The following is a 14,071-nucleotide window of genomic DNA, read 5'->3' on the forward strand; positions in this document are numbered from 1 at the left end:
TTAAATTTTTAAGTGTTTTGAGGTTATTTTGAATATAATCATTAAAATTGAAAATATTATTTCACTGATAATCAGTAACATTTATTTTTTTCTAAATGCACCATGGGTTTTATAATACTAAATCTTATTATTAATTTAGTTAATTGTATATTAACACATGTGTAAATAAATTATTCAAACATAGAAAATCCTTATTTACAAATTTAATCCTTTTATATTTTTTATGATTTAAATTTTATATTCTTCGTTTATGTCATTATTCCATACATAAAAAAACTATATGATATACTCTAAAAATTACTATGTGCTTTTTTACTTACTGATTTTCTCAATTACAGCAGTTTGTTCTATTTATAAACCTTATGAATTATCATTATGGTTTTTAGAGTCTGGATTCTGTTTTCTTGGCATATTTATTTTAATTTTTACTTACAAAAAATTTAAATTTACTAATATTTCCTATTTACTAATTCTTGTACATTTTATCATTCTTTTTATTGGTGCACATTATTCCTACGCAAGAGTTCCTTATTTTGATTATATCACTAATTCTGGTAGAAATAACTACGATAAACTTGGACATTTTGCTCAAGGTTTTGTACCGGCACTAATAACTAGAGAATTATTAATTCGTTTAAAAATTGTACAAAATAAAAATTGGATTCCTTTTTTAGTGATATGTATATGTTTAGCAATTAGTGCTTTTTATGAATTTTTAGAATGGTGGATATCTATTTTCTCCTACGGAGGAGCTGAGGATTTTTTAGGTATGCAAGGATATATATGGGATACACAGTCCGATATGTTTTGTGCTTTCATAGGATCTATAACCATGTTATTAACTTTGTCAAAAATTCAGAATCGTCAGATATTACAATTAAAATATAAGAAAGCATATCATCCTTAAAGATTCATTAAGATACTATATATATGAGTTTAAATAATTTTAAATTTTAAATATATCTAATAATACAAGCGTTTTGAAATTATCGGATATTATGTGATATATTTTTTTGAGATTTTATTTTTACAACTGTTACAATTTGAAATAAGTTATTAAGTTATAAACAACTTTTTTCAAATAATGTATTTTAAATGAATTGAAAATTTAAACAATAAAAATTTATACTTACTTAATAAAAACATTAAGTAATCTAATAAAAAAACCTTACAATATTTAATTGTAAGGTTTTTAATGCGGAGAGAGAGGGATTCGAACCCCCGGACCTGTTACAGTCAACGGTTTTCAAGACCGCCGCAATCGACCACTCTGCCATCTCTCCAATACTATTGAAATTTATAATTTCAGTAGTTATGTTAAGCGGTTGCAAATATACAATAGTTTTTTATTTTTCCAAACTTTTTCAAATTTTTTATAAATTTATTTCTTCAGTAGTCATTAAAATATCTTCTAAAACCTCTCTTCTTCTAATTAAATGGGGTTCACCATTCATAATTAATATTTCTGCGGGTTTTAATCTAGAATTGTAATTGGACGACATAGAAAATGAATATGCTCCTGCGTTTAGAAAACATAATAAATCACCCTCTCTAATTTCTGAAATTTCCCTTTCCGACGCAAAAGTATCAGTTTCACATATATATCCCACCACGTTGTAATTTTTCTTTTGTGCATTTGGATTAGTTAAGTTGATTATATGATGATACGCATTGTAGAACATGGGGCGTATTAAGTGATTAAAACCACTATTTACAAAAGCAAAGGTATTGTAAGGTGTTTCTTTAACTACATTTACTTCTGCAAGAAAGTACCCTGACTGACTAACTAAAAATTTCCCTGGTTCAAAAATTAGTCTTAAAGTTTTTCCATACTTTTCTATAAATTGATTAAATATCTCGCCTAACTTTTCTCCTAGTAATTCTATATCTGTCTGCTTATCTCCTTCCTTGTATGGTACTTTAAATCCACTACCGAAATCTAAATACTTCAAATTAGGAAATTTCTCTGCTACATCAAAAATTACTTCAGCTCCTTTTAAGAAGATATCTATATCAACAATGTCTGAACCGGTGTGAATATGTAAACCTTGTACATTTAAAGGAATTTGATTTTTTAATTCTAAAAGATCATCGTTCTGTTCAATGGAAATTCCAAATTTTGAATTTACATGTCCGGTGGATATCTTCTCATTACCTCCAGCTTTAATATGCGGATTAATTCTAATCCCTATAGGATAGTTCCTAAATTCTTCAGCAAAATATTTCAGAAATGGGAAATTATCAATATGGATATTTACCCCTAAATCTACAGCTTTTCTAACTTCATCAAAACTTACACCGCTGGGGGTGAAAATTATTTCTTGGGGAGTAAAGCCTGCTTTTAAACCTATTTGTATTTCTTGTAAGGAAACTGCATCTAAGCCAGTTCCTAACTTCTTCATTAGTTTAAGAATATTTAAATTAGTATTGGCTTTACATGCATAGTTAAAAGTAACCTCTTTTACATTATTAAATGCTTCTGATAATTTTTTATATTGACTTTTAATTATATCGCCATCATATATATAAAGAGGATTTCCATATTGCTTTGCAAGCTCCTCCAATTGTTGTATTCTTGCCAGTTCCATATTATAAATTTTAATAGTTTGCTAAGGTATTAAAACTAAAATTAGTTTTAAGTTTATTTAAAAATTTTAGTATTCATTAAATTTTATCTTAATTTTTTGTATGTTTTTCGTTTATAAAAAAAATATTGAAAGACTATAAATTTTTTATGTCCATAGTTTTTTATTCCTGGATTTCTTTTTTTTAGAAATTTTGGGATTAAATAATAAAAAGCAAAGTGTGCCCGAATCACTGCCCAGCAGTGTTTCCAACCATCGGTAAAAATAAATTTAATTCCTGCCAGCCCATCTAAAATTAATCGAAAAAAAATAATTGGAAAGATCTTATAGGATGGTAAATTTTTCAATAGCATTAAATGATTATTCCTAAAATTTAAAAAGGTTTTGGTTGGATTGTATGGATTTAAGGTTCCTCCTCCTACATGATAAACCTGTGATTCTGCACAATAAAAAATTTTTTTTCCTGAATTTTTTAATCTCCAACATAGATCTATCTCTTCCATGTGTGCAAAAAAATCTTCGTCAAATCCATTCTGTTCCCAAAAACTTTTCTTTCTTATAAATAAACATGCGCCTGTCGCCCAAAATATTTCACAAGTATTGTTGTATTGACTTATGTCTTCTTCTGTACTAAAAAAAACTCGCCCTCTACAAAAGGGATATCCTAAATTATCAAGAAAACCTCCGGCTGCTCCTGCAAATTCAAATTTATTTTTTTCTTTGTAACTGAGAATTTTAGGTTGCACAGCTACAATTTCACCGTCCTCTTGAAATAATTTTAAAATAGGATCAATCCAGTTCGGCGTAACTTGAACATCAGAATTTAATAAACAATAAATCTCTTCTTTAACTTCTTTTAATCCATGATTATAGCCTCCGGCATAGCCTAGATTTTTAGGGTTTTTTATGACCCCTATTTCCGGATAGTTTACTTGCAAATAGTTTAAGGAATCATCGGTTGAATGATTGTCTATAACATAAATGGGGTAACCTTGACTAAAATTTACAATTCCTGAAAGGAATTTTTTAAACCATTGGGTTCCATTAAAGTTTAATATGACTATTGCTAAAGTTTGTAATCGATTCCGCTGGTATATTTCCATCTTTTATGAGACCAAAGCCAAAGGGCTGAGTGTTTGATAATATTATGGTTTAAGTTTTGGTAAAACTTTTCAACTATTTCATTTTCTCTAAAATTTTGTTGATCTGGAAGAATACTTTTAATAACAACTTCGTATTTACCTCTATATATTTTATTCATTTCCAGATAAAAAACATGATAGTTCTTTTTTCTTGCAATCTTATCGTAACCGTTAAAAACTGGTGTTAATCGATTGAAAAATTCTAACTCATAATGAATTCTAGTTTTGTAAGGACTTTGGTCAGCTACAAATAAATAGGCATGGGTACCATCATTAGGCAATCCTATCATTTTACGAGTGGCATCTTTAACTGATAAGGGTATTGTTCCAAATTTAGAACGCGCTTGGAAAACCTCAAAATCAAAAAATCCATTTGCAACTTTTTTATAAACTGCATAAGCTTCATTTTGTGGCAATTGTTTAGAAACTCCAATTAACCACTCCCAATTAAACAAATGTCCGGCTAATAAAATTACATCTTTGTTTTCCTTCTTAGATTTTTCTAATATTTCAAGATTTTTAATACTAATGTGCTTATTAAAGTCTTGCTGAGTCATTGAAAAAATTTTTATAAATTCAATAATAAAATCTGTAAAATTTTTATAAAAATTCTTTTCAATAATTTGCTTTTCTTTACTATTCTTGTTAGGGAAAGCAATATTTATATTATGTCTAACAATTTTTTTCCTATATCTTAAAATATAGTATATTATAAAATATAAAATACTTGATATTCCATATAAAAGTTTTAAAGGAAAAAAAGATATTATCTTTATGGTAATATTTGCTAAAACTCTCAATATACTTTAGGGTTATTTTAGATTAAAAATAGAATGAAACATTTATAATTAATTCTATTTTAGTTGTTTGTATAATTATTAATTTTATTAATTAACCACTGAATCCAGTTGTCGTCTTCATTTAAACATTCTAAATAATTATATTCTATTCCTCCATTTTCAATAAAGTATTCTTTATTTTCTACAGCTAGCTCTTCTAATGTTTCTAAACAATCTGAAACAAAGGCGGGGGCAACAATCGCAATTTTTTTTATTCCTTTGGAAGAAAGATTTTTTAAAGTATAGTCTGTATAAGGCTTAAGCCATGGGTCTTTCCCTAAACGTGATTGAAAGGTCTGCATAACTTTAGAATCTTCAAGCCCTAACCTTTTCTTTATTTGTTCAGTTACATAATAACATTGATGTCTATAACAATAGGAATGAGAAGGTAATTCTTTTTCAAAGCAACAGCTATTATCTAAACGGCAGGTTTTAGTGATATCTGTTTTAAAAATATGCCTTTCAGGTAATCCATGATAACTAAAAATTAATAAATCAAAATTTTTTGGTAGTTTAGTTTTTATATTTTTAGTTAATAGATCAAGATATTCTTCATCTTTGTAAAAAGGAGGCAGAAAGCTTAAGTGCATCTTAGGGAATCTTTTCTTCTGGATTTCCTTAGCTTTTTCAACTACTGTCTCAGTTGTACTCATGGCATACTGTGGGTACAATGGTATCACTAAGGTTTCGGTAACTCCTTGTTCTTCTAGTTCTTTTAACCCCTTTTCAATGGAGGGTTGCTGGTATCTCATAGCCAATGCTACGGGATTATTTATTGATTTTTTTATCTTTTGGGTTATTCTTTCAGATATAACCACTAGGGGTGAACCTTCGTCCCACCATATGGATTGATATGCTTTAGCGGATTCTTTGGGTCGTTTCGGGAGTATCGCTAGCTCCACAATTAATTTTCTTATAATCCAAGGTACATCAATTACCCTTTTATCCATTAAAAACTCTCGTAAATATATTCTCACATCTTCTACCGAGGTGGATTTGGGAGAACCTAAGTTTACTAGTAGTATACCTTTCATATGATTATATTCAAAACTTTATTTATCTAAGTTAGTCTTTTAATTTTCTTCTTAAGTATTTGTATTAATATTTAAATCTAAATCGAAGCAACTATATGTTATAATCATAAGAGGTTAAAGTCTTAAAACTTTCAAGTCTTGATTCAAACTCCTGCTGAGTTAATTCCACTAACCTTTCAACACCAAATTTCTCAACGGTATATGAGGCTAACGCACTTCCTACTATAATTGCTTTTTTTAAATTTTCAAATGCAAAATCTTCAGACTTAGCTAAATATCCTGTCATTCCCCCAGCAAAGGAATCTCCAGCTCCTGTAGGATCTAAAATTTCTTCTAATGGCATTGCTGGGGCAAAAAAGACTTGTTCTTTATGAAATAGTAGCGCTCCGTGTTCTCCTTTCTTAATTACCACGAATTTAGGTCCCAGTTGTTGAATTTTTTTAGCGGCTTTTACCAAACTAAATTCTCCAGAGAGTTGGCGTGCCTCTGAATCATTAATTGTAATTACATCAACTTTAGCTATGACCTTAAGCAATAAATCCCAAGTTGAATTCATCCAAAAATCCATAGTATCTAAAACTATTAATTTGGGTTTTTCACTCATTTGCTCAATCACTGACAATTGCACCGCAGGATGCAAATTTCCTAACATTAAAACTTCTGAATTTTTTAAGTCCTCAGGAATCACTGGATTAAAACTTTCTAATACATTTAATTCTGTTACTAGTGTATCTCTACTATTCATATCTTCATGATAAATCCCAGACCAGAAAAAAGTTTTTCCGTCTTCTACTTTTTCTATGCCTTGAATACCGATTTTATGATTTTCTAATAGATCTAAATATTTTTGTTGAAAATCTCCACCTACTACCGAAATTAAATTTACTTCTGTCCCTAGTTTAGATGCTGCTAAACCTATGTAAGTTGCTGCACCTCCTAGAATTTTATCAGTTTTCCCAAAAGGAGTTTCTATAGCATCGTAGGCTACTGTTCCAACTGCTAGTAATTTCATTTTAAATGTTTAAATTAAATATATTCATCACAAATATACTTTTATTAAAAAAATTTGTTAGAATTTTTAAAAATTTATTTTTAGTAATTTTTGAAGTAATAAAATTAATTAGAATATAAATTTTTAAAGTCTAAAAAAATTTATATCATAGATGAGTATATTATTTAATAGATATGGTGGTTTAATGGAATCAACATAATCTACTAAAAATTTAGTGCAATAAATTGTTTATTTATTGCACTAAATTTATTTTATAAAGAATATTTATTCAATGCAAAAGATTTTAAAAGACTTTTTCTTAATAACCTTTCATAATATTTTAAGTAAACTACATACTTTTGTATTAAAAAAAATTTCATAATTATTAGTACCTTTACTAATATCTGTACTGCTCTAGAATGAAGAGATGAATACCTATACCTATATCAACTTCAAAATTTTTAAAGAACTTGATGAAAAAATAAGGAATTTTGAATTTTTAGAATCTATTTAGACCATCAAAAAATCTAAATATATTTATTCATTAAAATTCCAATTTATCTATTATAAAATAAGCTTCAGATCAAGAAAATTTCAAATCACTCACCAGGTAAAACTTCCGTAGGATAAATTTCTTCAGCAACATATAACTTAGCCATTATTTTGTTTTGATAAAAATTTTCCATCTTTATAATTTCCTCTTCTCCATGCTTAGGATCATTACTCCAAACTTGAATTAAATAATTCTCCTTGGTTAAATAGCCTTTTTGTTTATTTGCTAATAATTTATTTAAAGCTGTATCCAGAGATTTTATATCTTTATACTCTGCTACTAAAACCCCTGATTCTGATCCAGAATTTCTATCCTGATAATTCTCTAAATATATTTTCTTTACATTTTTACAGTCTACTTTAAATAATGAACATATTAAACTTGGATTCGTTATAACACTTAAGTTATTTATATTCCCATTGTCTAGTTGAGTATAAATCTTTGCAGGTGTAACCATGTCTGGAAATAATAAAGAATCTAACTTAAAATCTGTTGATATAGAAGTTATTTTTTGTGACTGAGCAATAATAAAGGAAAAACATGCGAATAAAAAAAGGATTCTTTTCATTTTTAAATGTTATATTATTTTTATTCCACACAAAGCAAAAGACATTCCATAATCAAAATATTTGAATACTTTAAATTTTTTTTATGAATTTCTTGTAGAACTATATCTGTATTAATTAAGAGTTTTAATCCATAATTTTTAACAATTTTAGTATAAAAGAAAAGTTTACATTACCAACTCTTCCCACAAAGCTGAAAATGTCTTATTTAAATCTGTTGAAATTCCTGGATGTGGTCTTGAGGTTTGAATTATAGTGCTACGCATGGCTGTCAACCACCTAAAGCGTTCTGGAATATCAAATTCACCGATTTCCCCCCCATTATTTTTCCCTTTGCATATATTTTCAAAAGCAGTTAAAATGGAATGAATATTTTCAATGTCTAATTCCTCCATATTGTTAAATAAACACTTAATTTTTCTTTCATTGATTTCATACTTAAGATTTATATAACGTGCATGTTTAGAAAATAAAATTAAACCAATATTTATAAATTCTTCTCGTTCTATTTTAGGTACTAAACGAATAATTGCATATTCATATAAGTGTTTTTCTTGCATTTTGTGCTTCTTTTATAAATATTTGAGTATGATTTAATCTTCTTAAAAGGTATTCTAAGTAAATGCTTTTTACTTGATCTATATTTTCATCAAAATCTTCTGGATTTATCCATTCTTCAGGAATTAGATTCACAATTTTTTTCAAACTTTCTTCATTAATATACTTTTTAGCAAAAATATCTGCATCTTCTAACTGTGTAGCTAGCGGCAACAATACGTGGTCTTTAACTTGAGAAAATGGGGTAATAGATAATTTTTCCCAATTCACCCAAGAATGATGAAAATATAAAGAAGCACCTTGATCGATTAACCATAATTCCTTATGCCATACTAACATGTTCGTATTTTTAACCGTTCGGTCAATATTGGTTAAAAAGGCATCCAACCAAACAATTTTGGAAGCTAAGGCAGAATCAACTTTAAAAGCTATAGGATCAAAAGTGGTTGCACTAGATAAATAATGAAGCCCTAAATTTAAGCCCTTACTAGCCCTTAATAAATCTTGTATCTCTTCGTCAGGCTCCATCCTACCAAATGCTTCCTCTAAATTAATAAATACTAACTCTGGTATTTTTAAGCTTAGAAGTCTAGCAATCTCTCCTCCTATCAATTCAGCGATTAATGCTTTGGAACCATGCCCTGCCCCTTTAAATTTTACCACATATTTAAAATCATCATCTGCTTCAGCCAAAGCTGGCAAAGATCCACCTTCCCGCAAAGGAGATATATATCTCGTAACATTTACTGTTCTTAAACCCATAATTAATGAATTAACTGTGGCTAAATATAACTAATTTTTAATTTTTAAATACTTAGGAAATATTACGATTATAAATTCATTAAAAAATTAGTGGTTCAATTTTTATTCAGTCGTAGTCAAAAACCTCTTATTTTGAATAAACGAATTAATTTATATAAACAGTTTATAAATTATCTTAACCCGTGGTGCATTTAGAAATTAAAATATAATATATTGAATATTAATCACTTATATTTATTACTCAAAATTATTTGTTATTCTGATTTTAAATTTTTAAGTGTTTTGAGGTTATTTTGAATATAATCATTAAAATTGAAAATATTATTTCACTGATAATCAGTAGAATTTATTTTTTTTCTAAATGCACCACGGGTTATCTTATTTAAAAAACATTATTTTTTTTTACGCTAACATTAGTTAATGGAAAATTGAAAAAACAATTTTATTAATGCTATAATATCCCTATTTTTGTGAAAAGATTTTTATTAAATAATCTAAAATTTAGCATCCATGATAAGCAAAAAGGATATAATTGAGTTTTTAAAGGAAATTGAAGTTGAGGATTTAGTTAAAAATGTTCAATTAATGGGGGATACTGCCATTATTGATATGTTGTCCCATTCCCCGGCTATGCATGAAAAGAAAAGAATGGAAGTAGCTATGCATGCAGCTTTTGAAGATAAGTTTGGCAAAGATTTAAAACTTAAACTTAATATATCCGTAGAGGTTCCTGAAAAACAAGAAATTAAAGGTAAAAACATCCCGGGAATAAAAAACATCATTGCTATTGCTTCTGGAAAAGGAGGTGTAGGTAAATCTACTGTAGCATCTAACTTAGCAATATCTCTAAAAAAATTAGGTTTTAAAGTAGGCTTATTAGATGCAGATATCTATGGACCTTCAATTCCTGTCATGTTTGACGTTGAAAATGCAAAACCAACTTCCAAAGATCATAAGATGGTTCCCATTGAAAGTTATGGTATTCAATTGTTATCTCTTGGATTCTTTTCAGGTGCAAATCAAGCGGTTGTATGGAGAGGTGCGATGGCGTCTAAAGCCATTCACCAATTGATTCACGATGCTGATTGGGGTGAACTAGATTTTCTATTAATAGATCTTCCTCCAGGAACAGGAGATATTCATCTTTCCATTGTTCAAGAAGTACCGGTAACAGGTTCAGTGATTGTTAGTACTCCACAACATGTAGCTTTGGCAGATGTTAAAAAGGGGGTTGCTATGTTTCAAATGCCTGAAATTAATGTTCCCGTTCTAGGTATTATTGAAAATATGGCTTACTTTGTACCTAAAGAATTACCTGAGAACAAATATTATATTTTCGGAAAAAAAGGAGCTCAAAAATTGGCTGAGTCTCTTGATTTACCATTATTGGGAGAAATTCCTATCATTCAATCTATACGTGAAGCCTCCGACTATGGAAGACCTGCCGCCTTGCAAGAAGACGAACTAATTCCAAATATTTACATTGAAATTGCAAAAAAAATGATCGAGAGTTTAGTTTTAAGAAATAAAAATTTACCTCCTACTGAAGCGGTTAGAATAACTACAATGGCTGGTTGCTCTTCAAAATAATTCTATTAAATTAAAATAAATAAGTATATGAATAATTCAATTATAGATAAAGTAAATAAAGCCTTAGAAGAAGTAAGACCTTTTTTAGTTGCTGATGGTGGAGATGTTGAACTAATAGACATTCAAGACAATGTAGTAACTATTAAATTTACAGGTGCTTGTTCTGACTGTTCTATCAATCAAAGTACTTTAAAACTAGGAATTGAATCTACCATAAAAAAACATGTTCCTGAAATTTTAGAAGTGATAAGTATAGTTGAATAGATACATGTCATTTATTTATTAAAAAAATCTACTAAGTGAATTATTTCAAATTAATTTTCAATTTTTTTTAATTCTTAATTGAATCTTTCTAAGTAATAATTTTAAAAAATATTTACTCTTTGTATAAAATTTTTTTGATGATTATCTCACTATGGGGTTATGATTGTTGAATTTTAATTATAAATTTTTTTATTCAAATATTCAACTAAATATATCAATTTATTTCACTTTTGAAGCTACTCAATTTTATACAAGCAAGTAAATAGATTACCAATTTATTAAAAGAACTATGGATTAATATAAATTTATATTAAAATCCTACTATTTTATTTTAGTTTCTAGATTTTGTAGCTAAAAAATTTAATTAATAACTTTACGAAAAAAATTATAAATGAATACAGAATACATACCGTATAAGGTTAAAGATATATCTCTTGCAGATTGGGGTAGATTAGAAATACAGTTAGCTGAAGCTGAGATGCCTGGGCTAATGTCCTTAAGAAAAGAATACAAAGATGAACAACCTTTAAAAGGTGCTAGGATTGCTGGATGTCTACATATGACCATACAAACAGCAGTTCTAATTGAAACTCTTAAAGAATTAGGTGCAGAGGTTACTTGGAGCTCTTGCAATATTTTCTCCACTCAAGACCATGCTGCTGCGGCTATTGCTGCTAAAGGAATTCCAGTATATGCTTGGAAAGGTATGACTGAAAATGAGTTTAATTGGTGTATTGAACAAACTCTATTTTTTGGTGAAGATAAAAAGCCTTTAAACATGATTTTAGATGATGGTGGTGATTTAACTAATATGGTGTTAGATAAATATCCAGAATTAGTAAGTGGTATTAAAGGTTTATCTGAAGAAACTACAACGGGGGTACATCGTTTACACGAGAGGGTAAAAAATGGAACATTACTTATACCTGCGATTAACATTAATGATTCTGTAACAAAATCTAAATTTGATAACAAATACGGATGTAAAGAATCTGCCGTTGATGCTGTACGTAGAGCAACGGATCTAATGATTGCAGGAAAAGTTGTTGTCGTTGCTGGATATGGCGATGTAGGAAAAGGCTCTGCTGCTTCTTTCCGTGGTGCAGGTGCTAGAGTTATAGTTACTGAAATAGATCCTATTTGCGCCTTACAAGCAGCTATGGACGGTTACGAAGTAAGAAAAATGGATAATGCCATTTCAAGAGCTGATATTGTTATTACATGTACTGGTAACCGTGATATCATCCAAGGGAAACACTTTGAGATGATGAAGGATAAAACTGTGGTTTGTAATATTGGACATTTTGATAATGAGATAGACATGGCATGGTTGAATAATAATTATGGAAACACGAAAGTTGTGATAAAACCACAAGTAGATAAGTATACTTTGAATGGTAAAGATGTAATTGTATTAGCTGAGGGCAGATTGGTTAATCTTGGTTGCGCTACCGGACATCCTAGTTTTGTTATGAGTAATTCTTTCTGTAACCAAACGCTTGCCCAGATTGAACTATGGCAAAATCCTGGAAAATACGAAAATAAGGTTTATACACTTCCTAAACATTTGGATGAAAAAGTGGCTCGTTTACATTTAGAAAAAATTGGAGTAGAACTGGATATTCTTACAAAAGAACAAGCCGATTATATTGGAGTAACTGTTGAAGGCCCTTTTAAAACAGACGAATATAGATATTAAGATATTTAAATATAAAGCCGGAAGATTCCGGCTTTTTTATTATTTGCTTTAGATTTTTTTATTTAAATTCTAAATTAATTTGAGAGGTTTATTTTTCAAAACTTACATCAAAAATTATTTTAATTCAAATAATCTAAATTATAGAATTAGGTTTTAATTCTATATAATTTTAAACTATATTCCTTTAATATATTACTTAAAAATATTACTTTTGGCTCAAAAATTAAGGAATGCTAATATTAGTTATAAATGCAGGTAGTTCATCCATCAAGTATCAATTACTTAATATGGAAACTACGACTGTTGTTTCCAAAGGATTAGTTGAAAGAATTGGTACAACAGGAGGACAACTTACACATAGATATTTAAACGGTAACTCCCTAGAAAAGAAAACAATTAATCAAGAATTTCCTGACCATACTGGAGGAATGAAGTTAATTATAGATTTATTAACCGATACAGAAATTGGTGTTATAAAATCTCTTTCTGAAATTAATGCTGTAGGACATAGAATTGTACAAGGAGGGGGTGATTTTAATGCGCCTGTACTTATTACTGATGAGGTTAAAAAGAAAATTGAAGAAATGAATCCTTTGGCTCCTTTGCATAACCCGGCTAACTTACTGGGTATTGAGGTGGCTCAACAATTTTTCCCAAATATTCCTCAAGTAGCTGTTTTTGATACTGCTTTTCATCAAACCATGCCTCCGAGAGCTTATAGATACGCTATTCCAGAAAAATTTTATACGGAGAATAAAATTCGGTCTTATGGAGCACATGGGACCAGTCATAAATACGTACGTGAACAGGCGGCTAAGTATTTAAATAACGAACACGCAAAAGTAATCACCATACACTTAGGGAACGGTTCTAGTATTACAGCTATTAATGAAAAGGGTGAAAGTATAGATACCTCCATGGGATTTACTCCTTTAAATGGTTTAGTTATGGGTACTCGATGTGGAGATATAGACCCTTCTGTATTGATATACATGGTAAGAGAATGCGGAGTTAAATTTGAAGAGCTTGATGATTTATTAAATAAAAAATCTGGTATGCTGGGTATGACTGGTCATAGTGATGCCCGTGATATTGAGAATTTATACAAAGCTGGTGATGAGAAGGCTACCTTGTGTTTAGATTTATATTCTTATAGAGTAAAAAAATATATCGGAGCCTATATGGCTGCATTAAATGGAGCTGATGCCATTGTATTTACCGCAGGTATTGGTGAAAATGATTTTCAACTTCGTTCTTTGATTTGTAAGAATATGGATTACTTGGGTATTCAAATGGATGATTCTAAAAACAAGGAGTATAATAGTCCAGACGAAATCAAAGAAGTTCAATCTTCTGATTCTAAATTGAAAATATTATTAATTCCTACCAATGAAGAGTTAGAAATTGCTAACAATACTTTAGAAATTATTTCTAAAAAATAATAATCATTTTAACAAAAAAACCGACAATAAAATTGTCGGTTTTTTT

At 29.0% G+C, this 14,071-nt stretch carries 13 protein-coding genes and 1 tRNA gene; 5 read left to right on the forward strand and 9 right to left on the reverse strand.

The window, feature by feature from the left end; all coding sequences use genetic code 11:
- Positions 1-280 precede the first annotated feature (280 nt).
- Positions 281-907 (forward strand): DUF2238 domain-containing protein, encoded by a 627-nt coding sequence (locus ETU10_RS06560; protein ID WP_146310844.1) that lies wholly within the window; start codon positions 281-283, stop codon positions 905-907.
- A 291-nt stretch (positions 908-1,198) separates the two neighbouring features.
- Here ETU10_RS06560 and ETU10_RS06565 read toward each other — a convergent pair.
- The 9 genes from ETU10_RS06565 to ETU10_RS06605 form a co-directional block, all read right to left on the reverse strand.
- A tRNA-Ser gene (locus ETU10_RS06565) sits at positions 1,199-1,283 on the reverse strand.
- Positions 1,284-1,373: 90 nt separating this feature from the next.
- Positions 1,374-2,588 carry a diaminopimelate decarboxylase gene (gene lysA, locus ETU10_RS06570; protein ID WP_146310846.1) on the reverse strand — a complete coding sequence of 405 codons (1,215 nt, stop codon included), beginning with the start codon at positions 2,586-2,588 and terminating at the stop codon, positions 1,374-1,376.
- An 83-nt stretch (positions 2,589-2,671) separates the two neighbouring features.
- Positions 2,672-3,688 carry a glycosyltransferase family 2 protein gene (locus tag ETU10_RS06575; protein WP_146262787.1) on the reverse strand — a complete coding sequence of 339 codons (1,017 nt, stop codon included), beginning with the start codon at positions 3,686-3,688 and terminating at the stop codon, positions 2,672-2,674.
- Complete coding sequence (locus tag ETU10_RS06580) at positions 3,652-4,527, reverse strand: lysophospholipid acyltransferase family protein (protein WP_185145071.1); 876 nt, start codon at positions 4,525-4,527, stop codon at positions 3,652-3,654. Before ETU10_RS06580 ends, ETU10_RS06575 begins: the two co-directional genes overlap by 37 nt.
- 59 nt (positions 4,528-4,586) lie before the next feature.
- Positions 4,587-5,600: a ferrochelatase gene (hemH, locus tag ETU10_RS06585; protein ID WP_146262785.1), complete on the reverse strand. Its 1,014-nt coding sequence runs from the start codon at positions 5,598-5,600 to the stop codon at positions 4,587-4,589.
- Positions 5,601-5,691: 91 nt separating this feature from the next.
- A complete protein-coding gene (locus ETU10_RS06590; RefSeq protein ID WP_146310848.1) occupies positions 5,692-6,612 on the reverse strand; it encodes a PfkB family carbohydrate kinase in 921 nt (306 codons plus the stop codon).
- 578 nt (positions 6,613-7,190) lie between these two features.
- Positions 7,191-7,712 (reverse strand): hypothetical protein, encoded by a 522-nt coding sequence (locus ETU10_RS06595; RefSeq protein WP_146310850.1) that lies wholly within the window; start codon positions 7,710-7,712, stop codon positions 7,191-7,193.
- Between the two features lie 165 nt (positions 7,713-7,877).
- Positions 7,878-8,270 (reverse strand): DUF3037 domain-containing protein, encoded by a 393-nt coding sequence (locus ETU10_RS06600; RefSeq protein ID WP_146262782.1) that lies wholly within the window; start codon positions 8,268-8,270, stop codon positions 7,878-7,880.
- A complete protein-coding gene (locus tag ETU10_RS06605) occupies positions 8,248-9,030 on the reverse strand; it encodes a HipA family kinase (RefSeq protein WP_146310852.1) in 783 nt (260 codons plus the stop codon). Before ETU10_RS06605 ends, ETU10_RS06600 begins: the two co-directional genes overlap by 23 nt.
- A 510-nt stretch (positions 9,031-9,540) precedes the next feature.
- Between ETU10_RS06605 and ETU10_RS06610 the strand changes: the two genes are divergently transcribed.
- From ETU10_RS06610 to ETU10_RS06625, 4 genes are all read left to right on the forward strand, one after another.
- Positions 9,541-10,620, forward strand: a complete 1,080-nt coding sequence (locus ETU10_RS06610; protein WP_146293485.1) for an Mrp/NBP35 family ATP-binding protein — start codon at positions 9,541-9,543, stop codon at positions 10,618-10,620.
- Between the two features lie 27 nt (positions 10,621-10,647).
- Positions 10,648-10,884 carry a NifU family protein gene (locus ETU10_RS06615; protein ID WP_146293484.1) on the forward strand — a complete coding sequence of 79 codons (237 nt, stop codon included), beginning with the start codon at positions 10,648-10,650 and terminating at the stop codon, positions 10,882-10,884.
- Between the two features lie 391 nt (positions 10,885-11,275).
- The gene (ahcY, locus tag ETU10_RS06620) at positions 11,276-12,583 is read left to right on the forward strand and encodes an adenosylhomocysteinase (protein ID WP_146310854.1); all 1,308 of its coding nucleotides are present in this window, start codon (positions 11,276-11,278) and stop codon (positions 12,581-12,583) included.
- 230 nt (positions 12,584-12,813) lie between these two features.
- Positions 12,814-14,025, forward strand: coding sequence for an acetate/propionate family kinase (locus ETU10_RS06625; protein ID WP_146262777.1), 1,212 nt, complete (start codon positions 12,814-12,816; stop codon positions 14,023-14,025).
- Positions 14,026-14,071: the final 46 nt, after the last annotated feature.

It is taken from the genome of Apibacter muscae, from assembly GCF_007845595.1.
Taxonomy (GTDB): Bacteria; Bacteroidota; Bacteroidia; order Flavobacteriales; family Weeksellaceae; genus Apibacter; species Apibacter muscae.